Origin of the sequence: Paenibacillus nanchangensis, from assembly GCF_046543445.1 — a bacterium.
Lineage (GTDB): Bacteria > Bacillota > Bacilli > Paenibacillales > Paenibacillaceae > Paenibacillus_AQ > Paenibacillus_AQ nanchangensis.
Genome location: NZ_JBHOFD010000016.1, coordinates 92,659 through 111,408, shown reverse-complemented (window position 1 = coordinate 111,408; position 18,750 = coordinate 92,659). Strand labels below are relative to the sequence as shown.

14 protein-coding genes are annotated in these 18,750 nt (G+C 51.3%); 1 reads left to right on the top strand and 13 read right to left on the bottom strand.

All coding sequences use genetic code 11. The features are described 5' to 3' along the window. Positions 1-86 precede the first annotated feature (86 nt). From ACE6ED_RS14685 to ACE6ED_RS14650, 8 genes are all read right to left on the bottom strand, one after another. Positions 87-737: a response regulator gene (locus tag ACE6ED_RS14685; RefSeq protein WP_410827933.1), complete on the bottom strand. Its 651-nt coding sequence runs from the start codon at positions 735-737 to the stop codon at positions 87-89. After that, entirely contained in the window at positions 734-1,930 is a 1,197-nt protein-coding gene (locus ACE6ED_RS14680) for a sensor histidine kinase (protein WP_410827932.1), read from the bottom strand. The genes ACE6ED_RS14685 and ACE6ED_RS14680 overlap by 4 nt, the downstream gene beginning before the upstream one ends. Positions 1,931-2,233: 303 nt before the next feature. After that, positions 2,234-3,268 (bottom strand): LCP family protein, encoded by a 1,035-nt coding sequence (locus ACE6ED_RS14675; RefSeq protein WP_410827931.1) that lies wholly within the window; start codon positions 3,266-3,268, stop codon positions 2,234-2,236. 38 nt (positions 3,269-3,306) lie between these two features. Next, positions 3,307-3,885, bottom strand: a complete 579-nt coding sequence (locus ACE6ED_RS14670) for an SGNH/GDSL hydrolase family protein (protein ID WP_410827930.1) — start codon at positions 3,883-3,885, stop codon at positions 3,307-3,309. Positions 3,886-4,167: 282 nt separating this feature from the next. Continuing rightward, the gene (locus ACE6ED_RS14665) at positions 4,168-5,370 is read right to left on the bottom strand and encodes an acyltransferase family protein (protein WP_410827929.1); all 1,203 of its coding nucleotides are present in this window, start codon (positions 5,368-5,370) and stop codon (positions 4,168-4,170) included. A gap of 345 nt (positions 5,371-5,715) precedes the next feature. Beyond that, positions 5,716-6,855 carry a WD40 repeat domain-containing protein gene (locus ACE6ED_RS14660; protein WP_410827928.1) on the bottom strand — a complete coding sequence of 380 codons (1,140 nt, stop codon included), beginning with the start codon at positions 6,853-6,855 and terminating at the stop codon, positions 5,716-5,718. Next, positions 6,852-8,324 carry a sensor histidine kinase gene (locus ACE6ED_RS14655; RefSeq protein WP_410827927.1) on the bottom strand — a complete coding sequence of 491 codons (1,473 nt, stop codon included), beginning with the start codon at positions 8,322-8,324 and terminating at the stop codon, positions 6,852-6,854. Before ACE6ED_RS14655 ends, ACE6ED_RS14660 begins: the two co-directional genes overlap by 4 nt. Continuing rightward, positions 8,321-9,028, bottom strand: coding sequence for a winged helix-turn-helix domain-containing protein (locus ACE6ED_RS14650; protein ID WP_410827926.1), 708 nt, complete (start codon positions 9,026-9,028; stop codon positions 8,321-8,323). The genes ACE6ED_RS14655 and ACE6ED_RS14650 overlap by 4 nt, the downstream gene beginning before the upstream one ends. Before the next feature lie 318 nt (positions 9,029-9,346). Here ACE6ED_RS14650 and ACE6ED_RS14645 point away from each other — a divergent pair, with 318 nt between their 5' ends. Continuing rightward, positions 9,347-10,486, top strand: coding sequence for a DUF418 domain-containing protein (locus ACE6ED_RS14645; RefSeq protein WP_410827925.1), 1,140 nt, complete (start codon positions 9,347-9,349; stop codon positions 10,484-10,486). A 157-nt stretch (positions 10,487-10,643) separates the two neighbouring features. On the opposite strand, the gene ACE6ED_RS14640 is transcribed toward ACE6ED_RS14645, so the two are convergent. The 5 genes from ACE6ED_RS14640 to ACE6ED_RS14620 all read right to left on the bottom strand — a co-directional run bounded on the left by ACE6ED_RS14640 (position 10,644) and on the right by ACE6ED_RS14620 (position 18,707). After that, positions 10,644-12,434: a family 43 glycosylhydrolase gene (locus tag ACE6ED_RS14640; protein WP_410827924.1), complete on the bottom strand. Its 1,791-nt coding sequence runs from the start codon at positions 12,432-12,434 to the stop codon at positions 10,644-10,646. Between the two features lie 30 nt (positions 12,435-12,464). After that, complete coding sequence (locus tag ACE6ED_RS14635) at positions 12,465-15,209, bottom strand: glycosylhydrolase-like jelly roll fold domain-containing protein (RefSeq protein ID WP_410827923.1); 2,745 nt, start codon at positions 15,207-15,209, stop codon at positions 12,465-12,467. Between the two features lie 80 nt (positions 15,210-15,289). Continuing rightward, complete coding sequence (locus tag ACE6ED_RS14630; protein ID WP_410827922.1) at positions 15,290-16,870, bottom strand: type 2 periplasmic-binding domain-containing protein; 1,581 nt, start codon at positions 16,868-16,870, stop codon at positions 15,290-15,292. 59 nt (positions 16,871-16,929) lie between these two features. Continuing rightward, a complete protein-coding gene (locus ACE6ED_RS14625) occupies positions 16,930-17,799 on the bottom strand; it encodes a carbohydrate ABC transporter permease (protein ID WP_410827921.1) in 870 nt (289 codons plus the stop codon). A gap of 2 nt (positions 17,800-17,801) precedes the next feature. After that, on the bottom strand, positions 17,802-18,707 hold the full coding sequence (locus ACE6ED_RS14620; protein WP_410827920.1) for an ABC transporter permease: 906 nt from the start codon (positions 18,705-18,707) through the stop codon (positions 17,802-17,804). Positions 18,708-18,750: the final 43 nt, after the last annotated feature.

Genomic DNA, 18,750 nt, shown 5'->3' with positions numbered 1-18,750 from the left:
CGACGGGCTTCTGCCCTTTCGGGCAGCCCATTGTGCCGGGAACACAAAATAAAAAGCATGCAGGATAAATTTCCCGCATGCCTTAGCTACAGATTCAGCAGTCCCCGTTCCAGTGCGGCGGCAACCGCTTGAGAACGCGAATCCACTCCAAGTTTATTATAGATGCTCGTTAGATGGGCTTTTACCGTCCGTTCCGCAATCCCCAGCTCGTAGGCAATTTCTTTGCTTTTGAACCCTTTTGCCACACACTGCAAAATATACGTTTCTTTTTCGCTCAGCAGACTTGGATCAGCTTTGGCTGAAGGGGAAGCCGTCTGTGTTTTGGCCGCGATGACCCGCTCCATGATTTCAGCCGACAGCAGCGTTTCGCCACGCACCGCGGATTCAATGCTCCGGAATAAGTTTTCCCTGCTCGTATCCTTCAGCAAATAGCCCTTTGCACCCAGGGCTAAGCCGTTCACCATGAGCTCGTCTTCATTGTATGTCGTCAAAATAATCACCGGGATGGAATATCCCTGGGTTTTCATCGCTTTCATCGTTTCCAGTCCGCCCATAACAGGCATATTCAAATCCAGCAGGATGACATCCGGCTGAATGTGCTCTAACAGCTTAAGGGCTTCCTGCCCGTTTCCGGCTTCGCCCGCCACTTGAAACCGCTCATTTGTTTCTAATATAAGCTTAAGCCCTTCACGAACTACAAAATGGTCATCGACGATCATAATGTTATAGGCAGTCATCGGTGTTCTCCTTCAACAAACGGTATCGTTATTCTAATGATTGTTCCTTCCGGACTGCTCTGGACCTGGATTTCCCCGTTAATCAGCCTTGCCCGCTCCTGGATGCCAAGCAGCCCGTAGTGGCCGGGCTCCATGCCCATCTGCTCTGCATTAAATCCAATCCCATTGTCCCGCAATTGGATCTGCAGGCTGCCGCCTTCATCCGACAGCTGCACCCAGACCTGGCTCGCCCGTGCGTGACGGGCAACATTGGTCAAGACCTCTTTGATCATATGAAGGCTGTGCTCCATGACGACTCTCGACAGCCGTTTGGTCAGCCGGATGTCCGCTGAAACCTGAATGCCCGTCGCCTCTTCGAAATGCTGCACTTCATCTTCAACAGCCTCTTTGAAATTCAGCTCGGAAGCCGATTTTATGCGCAAATCGTCGATTGCCCTGCGCGCTTCGGCCAATGTTCTGCGGGCTTGCTGCATGGACTGATTGATAATGCCCTGCGCTCTCGCCGCATTTCCCCGGGTCATGTGGGCATCCGCCGCTTCAAGCTGCATAATTAATCCCGCCACGCCCTGCGCCAGCGTATCATGCAAATCCCGGGCCATCCGCTGCCGCTCATTGGACAGCGTAAGCTCCTCCACCCTCCGGTGCGCCTCTTGAAGATCATGCAGAAAACTCTGAATCCGCAGCCGTTCGTGGACTTGCCTAAAAAATAAAGTGCCGTAAGCCATCACGATGATTAACATTAAAGTAAAGAGAGGGAGAAAAATCAGCAATTCATCCGTATCCCCAACGGTTAAGGCGGAGTCAAAAAATATAGCAATACTGATTAGAGCCACAAACACCATTCTGCGGTTCCGGACAGAAAAACCAAGACTTTGTGCGATCAATACGGGAAGCAGCCCGATCAGTACGGCCTGGTACCCTCCCGGCATAAGGATCGCGCACAAATATATCAGAATCCCTTGACCCGCAAAATAAAACCAGAACTGCTTTGGGGTCACACGATAAGAATTCAAGTGAAGCAGAACGTGGACTGTAAATAGTCCCGTAAACACGGCACTCTGCAGAATCACAGGGTCACGCAAAAATTGGAGGACCACTGTCCCTGCATAGACAAGGCTCAGCCAGATGAGTATAGGCAGACGGGTCGCAAACAGTTCATTGATCGTCTCTAGCCCATCTTTTTTTTCGTTCAATAGACCACCCATTTCCATTCAAAGGATTCTTTTATTTAGACTAAACTGGAGCAGTACAGGTGAAGCGAGCTGTCCCTACAGTACCCCGGCATCACCGCATTCCTTCATTTTATAGGAACGGACAACCTCGGGCATCGTCCGAAGGTGCAGACGGGCATGCCCTTTTGGGCAACATGCCCGCTGGATTTACTCTGCTGTTCCGATCGTACCATAAGCAGCGGACCCTAAACAAAAAACGTCAAACGGATTCAGTCTTCTGAAATCCGCTTGGCGTCCTACATGTTCTTTTTGGTTTTTTACGATTCATGATCTCATCTCAATAGACTTAACAGACTCTGCGGACTCAGAGGACTCCTGTCCTGCATTCGCCGGGCTTGCCGCAGGGCCGGAGTTATTGATTACGTCCTGGACATATTCCTTCAGTTCCGTGCCGCTTGATACGGTTAATACAGCAGCCCGGCCAACATAAGTCTGCTCCAGCAGCTTCATCGGGGGGATTTGTTCGCTTCCCTCCACCTTGCTTGCAAATCCCAAGGAAGCCAGTTTCCACATATCGTTTACCGACAGATTGGTGTCGATAAAAGGACTGACTTCGCTAAGGATAGACGGCAGCTTCATGATCGAAGTGGTTTTTTTCATTTTATCGGCGATTGCTTTCAGGAACTCCCGCTGTCTTTCCGTACGGGTAAAATCGGACATCGCATCATGGCGGAAACGAACATATTGCAGCGCCGTTTTGCCATCCAAATGCTGTTCGCCCTCTTTCAGATCGATATCATATTCATGTTTGTCCGCCTCGCTTAAATAGTGCATGTCCTTTTCCACATAAAAATCAACACCGCCAACCGCGTCTACAAGCTTAATAAAACCTTGAAAGTCGGTGTATACGTAGTACTGCACAGGGATGCCCAGCAGATCACTTACCGTTTTCATCGCTGTATTCGGGCCATGCGTTATTGCCGTATTGATCCGGTTTTTGGCATGGTCCGGAATATCGACATAAGTATCGCGAAGGATGGAAAATACATGAATTCGTTTCTGGACAGGGTTCAGTGAAACCACCATCATGCTGTCGGAACGGGGAATTTCATTTTTTTTCATCCCCCGCGCGTCCACTCCCATTAATAAAATATTTACCGGCTCGGTTCCCGTCCATACAGGAGGTTCGACTTCCTTGGTCTCCTCCGCTTCCACCGCGTGAAACGGGGAGCTTTCGGGCGATTTGCTTAAGCTTTCCAGACCGTTATAGATTGACGTCACATAATAAAGTGCGATTCCCGCCAGGGCAACCAGAAACAAGCTGGTCCATACGATGGTCTTTTTTTTCGTACGCGTCATGCTGTCCTTCCTTTCCTCTCACAAAAAATCAGGCATTCTCATTTCTGCAGTGCGTCTATTAGCAGAGAAGTGTAAAATTTGCAGCCCTCCGGCTTTAAATGCACGCCATCCTTGTAGAAGTACTCTTTTTTTCCTTCGCTTGCTGCGTACCAGTCCACAATTTCTGTATTGCTGTATTCCCCGGCAACTTCCTTAATGTTTGCGTTCACCGTATCCTGCCAGTTTTTCGGGAGCCGGGTGGTTACCAGCAATACCTGGTCGGCTTCGGAAAGGGAATCCAGCAGTGACCGAAGCTGCTTTTTGTTAAAAGGACCGTTTGTACCTAGTTCAATCACGATTTGATCGCCTAATTTCTCCTGCGACTTTAACGTGTCGACGATTTTATTTGCCTGCGACATCTGTCTGCCGACCTTCCCGTCCACGGTAATTTCCGGAAGTTGTTCCTTCAAATATGGTTCCACTCCGATAATAACGGAATCGCCGATTACGGTAATTCCTTTCCCCGTCATCCCGGTTTGCTGCTTCGTTTTGGGTTTCCCGCTTGTTCCTTGATCCTGCTGGACCGGACTGCTTACCTGGGCTAATTCGTGTGTGGCCGCCCCGTTACTTTGCGGCATGGAATCCGCCCCCTCAAAGGCGGATGGAGGTGTCACAAGAGCGACGGTCTCCTCCTTTTCACTACGGCTGAAAACATAAACACATACGATAGTAAGAGCAACAGTTATTGCTGCGAGCAACAGCATCCCCGGCTTTTTCGGTTTCATTTCCATTTCATCCTTTCCATGTAATGAATCTATGTCTTTGATATTTGTTTCATTGCGTATCATGTTTTCGAAGGAGCCCGGTCATCCCGGCGGCCAGACTGGCTTCCATTAGCTCCAGCGGGCGTGTCTCCCGTACTACAGCGGAACCCCCGCATTGGATGGAGAACGCTCCAAATACATGCTCATGGACAGAATGATGAGGAACAAGAAGACGATTATAGCTATACGCCCCGCTTGTCTGTAGGTGCTTTGAAACGTCCCCCTCCGGACGGGTTCTTCAATGAAACGGTAAGATAAAGCTGCCAGAATAAAACTGGCCGTAATTTGCAAAAGAACAGGCAGGAAGCGGATGTCTTCCGCGTTTACGGCAGAATCCGTCAATATAATGACAGGATAATGCCAGATATACAGGCTGTAGGACCGCTTGCCCGTCCAAACCAGCGGCTTGCATCCCATGAGTTTACCTAACCGTCCGGCTGGATGGGCTAGTGCGGCGATGACCACGGCGGTGAGCAGGGATACGTACAGCAAACCGCCTTGATAAAGCTGATCGTCGTATTCATTGGTATAGCCCATCAATAAAAGCAATGCGAGAATTCCAAGCCCCCCGCAGATGTCCAGCAGGTTCCTGACGAAAGAAGATACATGGCTGCTTAGTTTCCAGCTCGGCCAAATGACCGCTAAAGCCGCTCCTACCAAAAGAGCGAAAGCCCGGGTATCCGTACCGTAATAAACCCGGCTGGGGTCTGTTCCCGGCACATAGATAATCGCCATGGCGAGAGCGGAGAGAAGCGCGCCCCCTAGAACCCACAGCAAAAGTTTGCCCCGGCGGGGCGCAATCCGGATGCCAAGCAGCAGAGCTAGCGGCCAAAGCACATAAAACTGTTCTTCAATGGATAAGGACCACAGATGTCCGATCGGAGACGGAGGACCAAAGCTTTCAAAATACGAAACATGATGAAAGATTAGGTACCAGTTGTTCACATAAGCAACGGAGGACAAAACATCTCCTTTCAAAGCCTGCAATCTGCCCGAATCGGTCACAAGCAGCCATAATGCCACGAACAGGAGCATGCCGACCATCCCTGGCAGCAGTCTTTTTATCCTTCGGATCCAGAAGTTCACCAGCGACACTCTCCGGTTCGTGTTCCATTCGATCAGAAGCTGATCGGTGATGAGATAACCCGACAGAACAAAAAAGATGCCTACTCCTATAAATCCCCCCTGCGCCCATTTGAGGTGGAGATGATAAAAGATAACCGCAATTACAGAGAGCGCACGCAACCCGTCCAATCCCGGCATATACCGCATAATCGGTTGAGGCAGATTCCCATTCATTCTGATTCATTCCTTGTCTGTTTAGGAAGTATTAAGGCTCTATTTCAATATAGCGGGGAGATGTCGAGAAAGTTTGATCGGGATGTAAACAAGATGTCACAAGCGGGAAAATAAAAAGATGCACAAAAAAACCTTACTTCGGAACAGCCGCCGAAATAAGGTTTAATGAAAGCTGCAGATTTTTGCCCGGAGGGAGAAAAACTCTGGGCCTGAAGAAGCAGTCGAGGTTATGACGGTGAAGTCCCGACAGGAGAGGTCCCCACAGGAGAGGTCCCAACAGGAGAGGTCCCCACAAGAGAGATTCCCGCAAGGAATGTCCCCGCAGGCGCGTCCTGCCGGGCCGCTTTACTGAAAGGTAAGGATAAAGGTTTGACCCGTCTTTGAATCCGCCGCTGCGGACAGGGAATCGGTAAACTGTCTTCCTCCGTGGAGAAACAAACTTGTATTATCGGGACTCCATTCCATTTGGGCCGGTACAATTCCATGATATACCGGCTCATTGTACAGCACATTTTTCCCTTGTATTTTGCCGGCATAGAGAACATCCTCATTGTTTAGGGTGTAGGCGATGCTTTTTTTATCATTGGAGATAGTAAAGCTGCTCACTTTTTCCAACATCACCGAAAGCTCGTGGTTCCGCTGGTCATAGAGGAGCAGATCTCCGCCGGTACCAAGAAATGCAATCTGATCATTAGTGATCCATGTATTCTGTTCTCCGCCAATGTCGTGATTGTATTCCGCCTTAAGCTCCCCTCCATCAACCGTTCCCAACATCATATAAAGAGGGTTGCTCCGCTCCCTATAATATAAAGAGGTCAACAACACCCCTGCACCGTCATCCGAAATATTGAGATTCAGAAGCGTTGCTTTCCGGGGCACATCCCTCAGCTGATAGGTTTTGAAGGTTTGGGCGCTTTGATCGAATACTACGAGGGAGGCTTCATCGCCAAAGGGACTTACGAGCAAACAGCCGAGGTACCTGCTGTTGCCCGACCAAGAGACGGCCTGCAGAAATTTTTCGTTCGGGTTGATTTCCTTGGTGTGTACATCCTTTCCATCCGGCAGCGAAGTCACCTTCAGCGTCAATTTCGAAGACGTTGTGGAGGTATGGAAAATATACCTGCCGTCGGGCGACATCCTGATCTGAGGACCATCAAGCTGAAGGCCACCGATCTCCCGGCTTTGCTCATAAGGATAGGCCAGGCGCTGCAGCACCATTTGCTCAGACGATACTCTCGTCTTGAATGCGGCAAGAATCGAATCGGAGCCGGACCATCCCAGCCATTGATCAGCATGCAGTAACTGATCCGGGATGCGGTAAATCCGCTTAACTTGAAACGGCTGGGTTCCCTGCTGTCCGGTATAGATTTCGTCGGTGCCCGGAATCACGATTGTTTCTGTCGCCGGGCTTGCCTTGCAGCCCGACAGCAGCATGCAGAGAAGCGAGATTACCGCCAGTCCTTTTAATACACGGTTGCGCTTCATCCTCCGCTCTCCATCCTTAACATTTTATTCGAATCGAACTCTACTGTAACCACGGTTCGCTTGTTCTCATTGGCGATAGCAATGTCGCCCCCGTAATCATCAACAATGGCTTTAACAATATTCAGACCCAGACCCACGCTGCCCGCTTCCCGGTTCCCGGCATGCGCCCCATAAAAAGGTTCAAACAGGCTCGCCAGTTCTTCCGCCTCAAGCGGATCGCTTGGATTCTCAAACACAAACCGGGTTTTCTCACCGGCAGCATGGGCCGCTACGAGAATCTCCGACTGCGGCAAGCTGTATTTAATTGCATTATCCAGCAAATTGATAAACAGCTGGCGCAACCTGTCCTCCTGCCCGAAAACAAGCAGACCGTCTTCGACGGTATACTTTATGGTCTTTTTATACCGCTGTGCCCTCATCCCCATAGTCTCACACACATCCTGGAGAATCGCCGCGGCATCAACCTTATCCGGCTCGTCCAGTGTCTGGTTACTGCGCGATACTTCAAGCAGCCTCAGTACCATCGTATGCAGACGCCCGCTTTCTTCAATGATATGCTTCATTCCTTTTTCAAAAAAGACCGGGTCCCGTTCCCCATTTTTCTTAATAATTTCCGCATAACCTAATATGGAAGTGAGCGGCGTTTTCAGCTCATGCGTGATATTGTCAAAAAAGAGTTTTTCCTGCTGGTGCAGTTCCTTGAGCTGATCGCGGTCTTTTTTGATGATGTCAATTTGACGGCTGATCTGGTCGATCATGTCATTAAAATTGTCGGCAAGCCGGCCAATCTCATCCTTGCGGTTAAACCGGATGCGTACGTCAAGGTTTCCGTTCATTACCTCGGTGGAGGTCTTCGCAAGTTTGACCAGCGGGATCGTTATATGTCTGGAGAGGATGTAGGAGAACAAAAAAGCGGCGGCAAATATAGCAAGTGTGATATATAAGACAAGCTCCAGAATTTGTCCGCTTTGCCGGTAAAGGAGACTGAAATCCTTGGCGAAGCGCAAAATTCCTACCTTGGCTCCGTCAATAACGACCGGGTAAGAAAACAGGACGGAGGCGCCCTTTTTCTTAGACTCAAAGGTAATGCTGTATGCGGTGTTGCCGTCAACAGCCTGTCTCAGATCGCTGTCTTTTTCCGGCGGAAAAACTGATGGATCCGAAGCATGGAGCAGTTTGCCGTCCACCGAATATATGCCGACGCTGCTGCCGGTGGAGTGGTTTAAATCACTCGCCATCTCCTGGGCCATTTCGCCGAAATAGAGCTCATTGCTTGAATAATGATTGATCAGGAACGCTTGCCGTACATAGACCTTACTGTTGCTTTTAAGTCCAACCAGCTCGGAGGTGACCAGCTTCTGGTTGCTGGTTCGGATGTACTCTTTGACGGTCTGGTTCAGCACAACAAAGGAAAAAGAGAATATAAGAAAAAAACCAATCAGAAATTTGACGCTGATTTTTCGTATCATTCCTTTTCCGCCTGTTTTTCAAATCTATAACCGATCCCGAAAACCGTCGTAATATATTCGCTCGCATCCAGCTTCTTCCGCAGCCTTTGGATATGCGTATCAATGGTGCGCGTATCGCCAACAAACTGATAACCCCACACAAGGTCCAGCAGCTCCGCACGGGTAAACGTTTTGCCTTGATTTTTGACCAGCATCATCAGCAGGTCGAACTCTTTGGGCGTTAACTCAACAGGGCAGCCCTCTTTTTTGACCACATGCTCATCTTTTAGGATTTCAATCTGTTTAAAGCGGATGGGCTCCGTCTTTGAAGCTTCGACAGGCTGGCTGCTGTTCGCCTGGTCCACCCGCCGGAGAATGGTCCGAACCCTCGCTACGACTTCGCGCAGGTCAAACGGCTTCGTAATGTAATCATCCGCACCGAATTCGAGGCCAAGAATTTTGTCAGTGATGTCGGACTTCGCTGTGATCATCAGAATGGGAAGATTATATTCCGCGGTAACCTTTTTGCAGATATCCAGACCGCTCATGTCAGGCAGCATCCAATCAAGCACCAGCAAATCGGGCTGAAAGCCCTGCAATTCGTTGATTCCTGCAGCTCCTGTAGACGTAGTGCGGGTCTGATAGCCCTCCATGGCAAGTCCATAGGCAAGCAAATCGGCAATTGGCCCATCGTCTTCGATAATCAAAATCTTCGAGTTATTCATTGCATTTCCCCGTCTCTGTTCTTCTCATGCCTGTAAACCCGCCGGCATTGTACTTATATTATCGATTGGAACCGGAATAATCAAACCCTGATTTTCGCTGTGACAACTTGTTTACAAGTTGATCAAACTTTAGCGACATCTGCCGGCTATATTGGGTTTTAGCCTGACACCGTCCTTACAACTACTGTTAATGAAGGTGGGGGAAGAGAAGGAAGGACAGAGGAGGAATAGAATTTGATGATGGATAGTACGAGGCCAAAGCCCATTGATAATCCGTCCGGACCGGAGGTATTCCCCCCGGAGAGTCAAGAGAATCAAGTGAAGCAAGAAAATAGCGGAGGGCAAGAGACCTCTAAAGAACCCCCCCGCAGGAAGGGACGTCTTATAGCGCTTGATGCGGCACGGGGACTGGCCGTTATAGGCATGTTTTTGCAGCATTTTGCGTTAAACGAGCGAAACGCCTCGATTGTCTCCGGCAATACGACGCTGCTGTTTGTGCTGTGCGGCGGCATCTCGTATTCGATTATGGCGCGGGGTATGAAAAACCGGGGTTCGGACATCGCGGCTTTCCGTACACGGATGCTGGCCAGAGCCGTCTTTATTGATGTGGTAGGGTACCTCCTCATTCTGCTGAACACACCTTTTGGGGTAATTTTGCCCGCTTATGCAGGGCTGTTTGTAGTGGCATTGGTGCTGGTTCACCGTTCCACAAAGGTGATATTCGGAACTGCCGCCGCGCTCTTCCTCGCGTGTCCGCCTGTGATGATGATGGGAATGAGCCTCTTAAAGGGGGCCTGGTTCCTTGGCGATATTGCGGGAGGGCCGATGTCAGCTGTCGCTCTCGCCCCAGCCTTTGCCGCGGGAATGGCGATTGGCCGTCTCGACCTCACCAAAAAGCGGATCGCGCTTCAGATCGCCGGAGTCGGCGCCGCTATGCTGGCCGCCGGCAAGATACTGGCTGCTTACGTTCTGCCGGATCTGCGGCAGTCCTTCGAGCAGTGGCTTGTTACTGTTCAAGGCACCGCCCCCGCTCAGCCGGATCCTTACGCCATCTGGCCCTATAACACGGAGACTCCCCTTTGGCACATGCTTCTCTGGGATGCTCCGCATAGCGCATCCACCTTTCAGACGCTTATAGGACTTGGAGCCGCGTGTCTCGTACTGGGACTGGTATTTCTTATCCCGAAAAACATCCCTGTTGTATTGACACCATTTGCCGCAGTTGGACGTGTGGCGCTGACCCTGTATGCGGCTCAATTCGTTGTAATCTGGATCCTTGGACTGTCGGGAATCGATCCGGGGCTTGGCGGCCTTCCCTTCGGTGATCTGCTCGTCGCAGCCGTAACCCTGGCGGCGGGCTGGCTGATCACGCGGTTTGCCGCCGGCCCGCTCGAAACATTGATGCGGCGGTTTGACAAGTTATTCAGTTCGGAAATAGCAACTGCTCGTCAGGTCTAGGCTCGCTATATACTTTTATGCCGGATATCCAGCCGCTATCTTCAGCATACTGATCTGATTTAACGGCTGGCTATTGGGCTTAAGTTATACACCTTTGGCGTAACATTTACGCATGAAACAGGCTGCCGCTATATATCCGGCAGCCCGTTCTTGCGGCTTAATCAATCACCTTATACACGTCGCCTTCGGTGATGCCTGCTTCATTAAAAGCATCCACCCTGACATACAAGGATTGGCCTTTGACCAATGCACCGATGTTCACCTCATTTTTGCCAAACACCATATAACTGTGATACAGCTTCTCCGGCGCGAAGCCCCATAGCACATTATACCCGGCAGCCTTTCCCTGATCCCAGGATACGGTAAGATCCAGTTCGCTCATCAAGCGGGTCTGGACACCGGTTACCTTATCCGGCCGCTCCCCTTCTCCAAGTCCAAACACCCGCAGGCCGGAAATGCAGGCCGTTTGGCCATAAGGGAGCTCCTTAACGGTGCAGCGGATAAACCGCGCTTTCACTCCGGCTTCTTTGACAATCAGGTCATGCGGCAGGTCGGAATCCGCCTCTGATTTATCTTCAATTACAAAATACCCGGTACCGTCCACTGATCCTTCCAGCAGCCACCTGGTAACGTGCTTCCGTTCTTCGATGTGTCTTCTCGTTTTCTGCAATTCCCCGTTTACCGCTGGCGTTATCCCTTCCGGAAAAGGAAGACTGAGCCCATCATCCGCAAAATTAAGCTGTACGGCATGCACATTACATACCTGCTCCAAGTCTAGCTCAAGCCATTCGCCCGGCTGCGGAGACGCCGCTTTCCACCAGGTCTGGACGCTTTCGTCCACCGCCAGGGAAGACTCCTTTCCTTCCGCACAGGAAGAAGCCCGGGCCGGCTTTCCATAAGAGAGCAGCATCCATTCCGGCTGGCTCCAAGGGTCCATTGCGGCCTGTTCGATCTTCATCGGCCAATCCCCGTAACGTTGATTGCAGAATAACTCCCCGTCGGGGTCAAACCCTGCCGGCCACAGTCCCATTCGTCTTTCAAAAGGATGGTTTACGCTGATTCTCATGCTTGCGGCATGCCACCGGTTTCCGAATTCATCCTCTAGTGTAGAGCCGTGGCCGGCTCCGGGAATAAACCCGCCCGGCTTGTAGGAATAAGGGTTGTTTCTGGCCGGAGTAAACGGTCCCAGCGGATGATCGGACACATATACGCCGTCGGAATATACATTCACTTCTGTGGCTGGGGAAGCATACTGCAAATAATACCTGCCGTCATATTTGTCCATCCACACTCCCTCCATGTACGGGTCACTGCCAACAGCAACCCTGAATCTCCTCAAGTTCTCCTCGGTCACGTTTCCGCTGTTCGCATAGGCTTGAACCAGTTCTTCAATCTGTTCAGGCGTTCTGCCGAAAACATGATCTTCTCCGTTTCTTTCATAACCATGCATCTCCGGCCTGCCAAAAATAAGCGCAACGGGCTCCCCGAGCGGTGTCATGTCTTCCGGATGTAATTCCACCCCATAAATCGGCGTCAGATTGGAACAACCCCAATAGAAGTAAATCCGGCCGTCATCGTCTAAAAACAGATTGGGATCCCAAAACGGGAACCCTGCGGGAATTTCCTCAAACTTCCCTTTGATCGGGTCTTTGGTGCGGAAGAAGGAGCAGTTTTTACTTTTGGAGGACGCGGAAAAATACAGCCATTCCCCGATCACCCGCACGTCGGGGGCATAATCGTACAGCGGCACACCGGTCAGGGCATGATATTCCCAATCCGCCAGATTGCTGCTCGTCAGAAATCCGGCTGTCATCGACGGGAACAGATAATATTTTCCCTTAAAGCGAATTAGCGACGGGTCCGCAGCTTCTCTATAAAGCATCATTTTGCCGAATTCCACAAACTGATATTTATATTCGATATTTATGGGGTTGCATACATAGTTCACCGGTTGATTCCCCTTTCACGGTGCGTATAGTCAACAAATGAATCCCTGATCTCCCCTGCTGCTGAGGCGAACCGGACCCATTAACCCGCTGGGCTCCTGCTGGGCGAACGCCGACAAGTAATCATGCTGGTCCTTAACCAATGTATTGGTGACTTCAATGACCAGCTTGTTGTTCCCTTGCTGCACCAAGCCGTCAATCTCCAGCCGGTAAGGAGGGCACAGCTTCACCCCCGCCTGCTCCCCGTTCAGCCATACCTCGGCCGTTTCATACACCTCGCCCAGCTCCAGCAGCACACTGCCCGAAGGTCCGCTCCATTTAAATTCGGTTTCATAACGGAAGGTTCCGGAGAATCGCGGCAGGACATCCGGTGCGCTCATATTTTGGAGTGCGTTAAGCTTTCCCCATTCCTTGAACTGAGGATACTGTAAGGCATCGGCGGTGGAGACCGTCCATTCACCTAGAATCTCAAGAGTTGGCCCTGCGGCAACACTCGGCGGCACTACCACGGAAGCCGGCGGCGGTTCTACCACGGAAGCCGGCAACGGCTCTACCACGGAAGCTGGCTGCGTCTTTACTGCAGCATCCCTGCAGGCCGGCCCATGCAGCAGAACAATCGATTCATAAGGGTGCAGCACCAGTTTAGTTTTTGTTATCCCTTGCTGTCCCGCCGCATTTGCAGCGGTCAACCGGTTAAGGAATGCATCATAAACATAAAGCTCGCCTTCGACCGGCAATTCAACGGTAGTGGTAATAATCCAGTGCGGGCTTTCATTAAAAAACATATAGACATCCAGATCCGTATGAACGTAATGATAATTCCGGAGATAGGGTTCATATCCCTCAATGCGCAGCTCATAAATTCCGTCGGCAATTAAAGCATCCGCCAAATGATTCAGTCCGGTAATCTCCACATGCGGAGATGCGGACAGCGCCGACAACGCGGCAGAGACGTCGATGCCTTCACTCGACCGCACTGGCAGCGCCTCCACAAAACGGATCGGCAGCCCCTGTGCGGCAAACCCGGCCAGGCGCTGCAGCAGTTCAGCCGGAAGCGCTTCGGCATAAGGGATAACAAGACACTGATAATTTTCCCCGTTAACGTGCAGCCTGCCGTCCGCCACATGACCCGATTCCAGAAGATAGTCGGCCGGAACCACATCGCAGTCGATCTGGTGCTGCATCAAGGCCTTTACCGGCTTCTGAAACAGCATCGCCTGGCCGGACCATTCGGCTTCGGCATGGTACAAAACAGCAGCGGTTGCCGCATGTCTTCCCCTTGAGATCAGATGGCTGATGCGGTTCATATACCGGTTTAAATATTTGTAATAACGATACTGCGGATTTTGTCCGCCTGCATACAGATGCGGCGGGCAGTCCGGATCGGGAAAGTCCTTCTGGGAGAAGGCATGCGGGACAAAATAGTTAACCCCTCGAACCAGCATATGGTCGGTTAGCCATTTCATCAGTTTTAACCCTTCTGTCCACCCGTACGCTCCGTATACTTCGGCCATCGTTCTGCCCTGCTTGCGGGGATCGAGATGCCCAAGCGAAACGCCAAGCTTGGCGAGACCATAATGATAAAATTCGCTGTCCGTCACCCCTGTAGGCTGCCGGTAGGATAATTCATCAAAGCCGGGAACAATCTGCCACAGCACCACATCCAGGCCCGACATGTCCTGTCCCCCAAGCGCGCGGAAGAAATGTCCTGCGCCGGAGCCCAGCCTTGCATGCACGTTGTTGTCTTCAAGAACGTGGCCAATGTACTCCACTCCGCGGGCCCTGCACCATTCTCCGATTTGACCGCAAAAGTGTTCCCCGTACAGCCTGCTGACAATATTCATGTAAGCGTACCGGACAACGTTCGATGCCTCCCCTGCGTCATGCCAAAGCAGGTGCAGCTGCTTGCCGTAATCTTTACCGAGCGCCTGTTCCAGCAAAGCCGGCATTTCCCGGCTCCAGGGAAGCGGTACTCCAGGTTTACCGGGCTTTGAATCGAACTGGAAGGTGATTGGATCGTTATAGAATCCAGGTTCATCCGAAAAAAATCCGGCAAACGTCTGGCCAAAATCCGCTCCATAACGCGCGTAAACGGGCTCATAAACGGTGTCCAGCAGAATGCGGACGGAATCCCGGTCAAGCGGGTTCAGGTAATCTTCCTGCGGTTTGCTGCCGCCGTCTTTGTTCTCCGAAATGATAAAAATGCGCCAATAGCCGTCGGGAATGTCCCAATAGAGCACTCCATCCTGCACATTTGCCGATAAATCTACGCAATCTTCAAGCAGCGTTCCATCGGACGGATTACGGCGGACCGCAACGACAGACACCAATTGATGTTTGCCGCTGGCATAAGGACGCAAGGAGAAGGTCGGCCGAAGCCCGGACAGCAGCAGTGTATCCAGCAGCACCGACGCTCCCGGGGCCGGACCTATGGTATCCATATGGCGTTCGCCCAGGAACCTGCGGTGCAGCTCTTCCGGAGCCTGCTTGACCCGGCCTGCCGCATGTCCTGTCGGAAAATGGTCGTCATCCAGCAGCCATACCTTCATGCCGCGTTTCCGCGCCTCATCCATAATGACGTCCATATCCTGCCACCACTTTGGCCCCAGAAAATCCGGATGCGGCCGCGCCTCCACGCACACCGCTCCGATTCCCGATTCATGCACCCGGGCGATTTCTTCCCGGATCACCGCTTCCTCCTGGCCATGCTGCCAGAGAAAAGGAAGGATATAATTGGCCTCCCGGCCCTGTAATACTTCCGTCAAACGGTTTCCCATAACAACCTCCCACTCTATACCCCGGATAAAATATCCGCCCGACTCCAATTCGAATCGAGCGGATGATCTTCATTTACACGTTATTTCTGCACCTTCGTATACCATTCTCTGGCGCGTTTGGTCACTTCTTCACCGCCGGACTTGTTCCATTTCTCCACGAACTCATCGAATTTATCGATCGGATATTGTCCCAAAATAATTTTTGTGGCGTATTCAACATAGAGGGTGCGGTTGTTGATATCCGGGTAGCCGTCATATACGCTGGCCGGCATCCCGTCCCCGGCAATCACTTTGGCATATTTCTGGGCTTCCTGCATGTTCCGGTTCACCTGGTCAATCGCCCACATTCTGTCTTCCGAAGCAGTGTTCTTGTTCAGGTCCATCATGAAATCCAGGGTCGAGATTTTGGAGTATGGATCAAGAATCAAGTTCTCTTGGGTGCTTTTATCATCGGGCAGTTTAACGGCTTTGCCGTCCTTCATCGTATAATGCATGCCTTCCACACCCAGGTAGAGGTCATTCCACACTTTTTTGTCATACATGTTGTTGAGCAGCTTCAGCGTCGCCATCAGCTTTTTCTCATCCTTGTTGTTCTTGACTACCCAAGCCGGAGGCGTAAACCGCTTCCAAGTATAAAAGCCTTCGTACCCTTCAACCTTCGGCACAGGCAAAATCGTGAAGTTTGCTTTTACGCCTGTGTTTTTGAAGTTGTTTTCCAGAGCTAAATACCCCTGCTCGACCCAATGGAAGTAGTTCCCCGCTTTATCGGAATAAATTTTGCCGTCCCATTTGTCTTTGGTGTTCAGCAGCGATTCTTTATCGATCAGCCCTTCCTTGTAGAGCTTCGCCAAGAACTCCAACGCGGCTTTCATGTTCGGCGTCACTGCGGAGTAAGTCAACTCGCCGTTGTAAATATCCCAGTCCGGATAACCCTCGAACATAGCGACTCCGTACATGGCGAACAAGTGGTCCATCCAGCGGGCCTGCTCGCGGCCGCCGGTAGGCAGCTCATCCTTCCGGCCGTTGCCGTTTGGATCCTGGTCGCGGAACGCCTCCAGCACTTTTACATATTCCTCCTGCGTGGTTGGCATGGACAGGTTCAATTTATCGAGCCAATCCTGGCGAATCATGCCCGCATATCTGCCGTAATCCACCATGCCCGGGATATAATAAATTTTCCCTTGGCCGGTCGGATCGTTGGCCTTGACGATATCCCACATGTCCTGCGGAATGGCTTCCCAGAGATTCGGGGCATATTTCGGCAGCAGCTCCGTCAGATCCGCAATTGCGCCGTTTTTGGCCAAACTGTCTTCCAGGCCCTGCTGGGGCAGGAACAGGTCCGGCATTTCGTTTGCCGCAATTTTCATGTTGAGCTGGTTCAGGTAATTGGTGCCTCCGTTCCACTCGACATACGGATGAATGACGCCGACGCCGAGTTTCTCCTTGTAAAACTCATACAGCTTGCTGCCCTTGGCAATCGGCTGGTAGCCGATGTTCGTCCCCCATACCTCGATATCCACAATTTCTTCCCCGTTTGCGGTTTGGCTTGCATTGGCCGAATTGGCGGCATTGGAAGCTTCATTATTTCCGCCGCAGCCGGATAAAGCGGTCACAGAGAGAAGAACGGCGGATAACAGTAATCCGAACTTTTTAATTTTCATGAGCGTTTCCCCTTTGAATTGGTTTATATTTGGCGCTGCTGTGAAACCGGAGGTTAGCCTTAACCTTTTACTGAACCGATCATGGCTCCTTTAACAAAATATTTTTGCAGGAACGGATACACCGCCACAATCGGCAGGATGGCAAAAATAACGGTGGCCGCCCGCAGGGTCCGCTCATTGTAGTTGAGGTCTATAGCGGAGGAGACGCCTGCCATAATCGCATTATCATCGGTAATGAACTGCCGGATTTTGATCTGCAGCGGGAACCAGTCCGGGTCCTGCAGGAAAAAGAGCGGATGCTGGAACTGATTCCACAGCACCACACCGTAAAATAAAGCAAGGGTTGCCAGGACGGCTTTGGACAGCGGCAGCACGAATTGGAACAGCATCCGGAAATACCCGCAGCCTTCCAGGAAAGCCGCTTCCTCCAGCTCCTTCGGAAACTGCCTGAAGAAGGTTCTCATAATAATCAGATTAAACGGGTTCAAAATATGCGGAATGACCAGCACCAGCGGGTTGTCATATAGACCCATCCCGCGCACCGTCAGGAAATACGGCACAATTGGCGCTTTAAAAATCATGGCGACGACCACGCATATCATAATCACCGAACCCCAGCGGAATTCCGGCTTCGACAGCGGATAAGCAAACAAGGCGGTCATCAGCAGCGCCAGTACGGTACCGATGAGCGTTGTCCCCAGCGTCAGAAAAAAGGATTTCCAAAGATCCGGGCGGTCAAGGATATACATCCAGGAATCCAGGGTGAACTGCTTGGGCCACAGCGTAACCAGGTTCATATCCACGGCGCTTTTTGAACTAAATGAAGTTGCGATGACGGACAGCAGCGGGACCAGCGCGATGACCGAAAATAGGATGAGAGCGGCCGTTATCGCGGTAACAAACGCCTTTTCTCCTTTTGCTTCCAGCATAGTTACCAGAGCCCCCCGTCCGAAACTTTTTTGGAAATCTTGTTAAAGGTGAATACCATGATAAATCCGATAATGGACTGGAACAGTCCTACCGCCGTAGCGAAGCTGTACTGCCCCTGCTGAATTCCGGTCCGGAATACGTAGGTATCCAGGATATCGCCGACATTGTACGTCATTGGAGTAAGCAGGTTATAAACCTGGTCGAAGCCGAGATCGAGGAAATTCCCGATATCCAGCAGGAACAGCACCAGCACGGTCGGCAGCAAAATTGGAAACGTAATGTGGCGGATTTGTCTGAACCGGGACGCCCCGTCGATCATCGCCGATTCGTACAGCTGGGGATCGATGGCGCTGATGGCTGCCATGTAAACCACGGTTCCCCAACCGGCATCCTTCCAAATCGACGCCAGGACATAAATCGGCCGGAAGTATGCGCTTTCTTGCATGGCCAGCACCGGGTCTGCCCCAAACCATCCGAGAATGATGTTGAACAAGCCGCTCAGCGAAAAGAAATCAAACAAGATGCCGCCGACGATTACCCAGGACAGGAAATGCGGGATGTATAGAGCGGTCTGAATGCCTTTTTTCAGCGCCGATTTGCGGACCTCGTTGATCATCAGCGCCAATAATACAGGCACCGGAAAAATCAGGACCAGCTTAAAAAATCCCAGCATCAGCGTATTGCCGAATACCTGGATGAAGTCGGGATGATCCAGCAGCGTCTTAAAATGCTTGAGGCCCACCCACGGGCTGTCGATCAGCCCCTGGAAGACGGAATAGTCTTTGAAGGCGATTACAGCGCCGGCCAGCGGAATGAATTTAAATGCGATCAGAAAAGCGATTCCCGGAATCGCCATCACATACAGCGGCCAATACACCTTCATTTGATGCGTTGCAGTGTGTTTCAATGTGTCCCCCCCTGGTTCTGGTTGTTGAATTCGCTTTCGCTGT

Bases quoted from the DNA above. Each gene is read 5' to 3' on its own strand.
- ACE6ED_RS14685 (WP_410827933.1), bottom strand. From the start codon at position 737: ATGACTGCCTATAACATTATGATCGTCGATGACCATTTTGTAGTTCGT.
- ACE6ED_RS14675 (WP_410827931.1), bottom strand. From the start codon at position 3,268: ATGACGCGTACGAAAAAAAAGACCATCGTATGGACCAGCTTGTTTCTG.
- ACE6ED_RS14670 (WP_410827930.1), bottom strand. From the start codon at position 3,885: ATGCCGCAAAGTAACGGGGCGGCCACACACGAATTAGCCCAGGTAAGC.
- ACE6ED_RS14665 (WP_410827929.1), bottom strand. From the start codon at position 5,370: ATGAATGGGAATCTGCCTCAACCGATTATGCGGTATATGCCGGGATTG.
- ACE6ED_RS14660 (WP_410827928.1), bottom strand. From the start codon at position 6,855: ATGAAGCGCAACCGTGTATTAAAAGGACTGGCGGTAATCTCGCTTCTC.
- ACE6ED_RS14655 (WP_410827927.1), bottom strand. From the start codon at position 8,324: ATGATACGAAAAATCAGCGTCAAATTTCTGATTGGTTTTTTTCTTATA.
- ACE6ED_RS14650 (WP_410827926.1), bottom strand. From the start codon at position 9,028: ATGAATAACTCGAAGATTTTGATTATCGAAGACGATGGGCCAATTGCC.
- ACE6ED_RS14635 (WP_410827923.1), bottom strand. From the start codon at position 15,209: ATGGGAAACCGTTTGACGGAAGTATTACAGGGCCGGGAGGCCAATTAT.
- ACE6ED_RS14630 (WP_410827922.1), bottom strand. From the start codon at position 16,870: ATGAAAATTAAAAAGTTCGGATTACTGTTATCCGCCGTTCTTCTCTCT.
- ACE6ED_RS14625 (WP_410827921.1), bottom strand. From the start codon at position 17,799: ATGCTGGAAGCAAAAGGAGAAAAGGCGTTTGTTACCGCGATAACGGCC.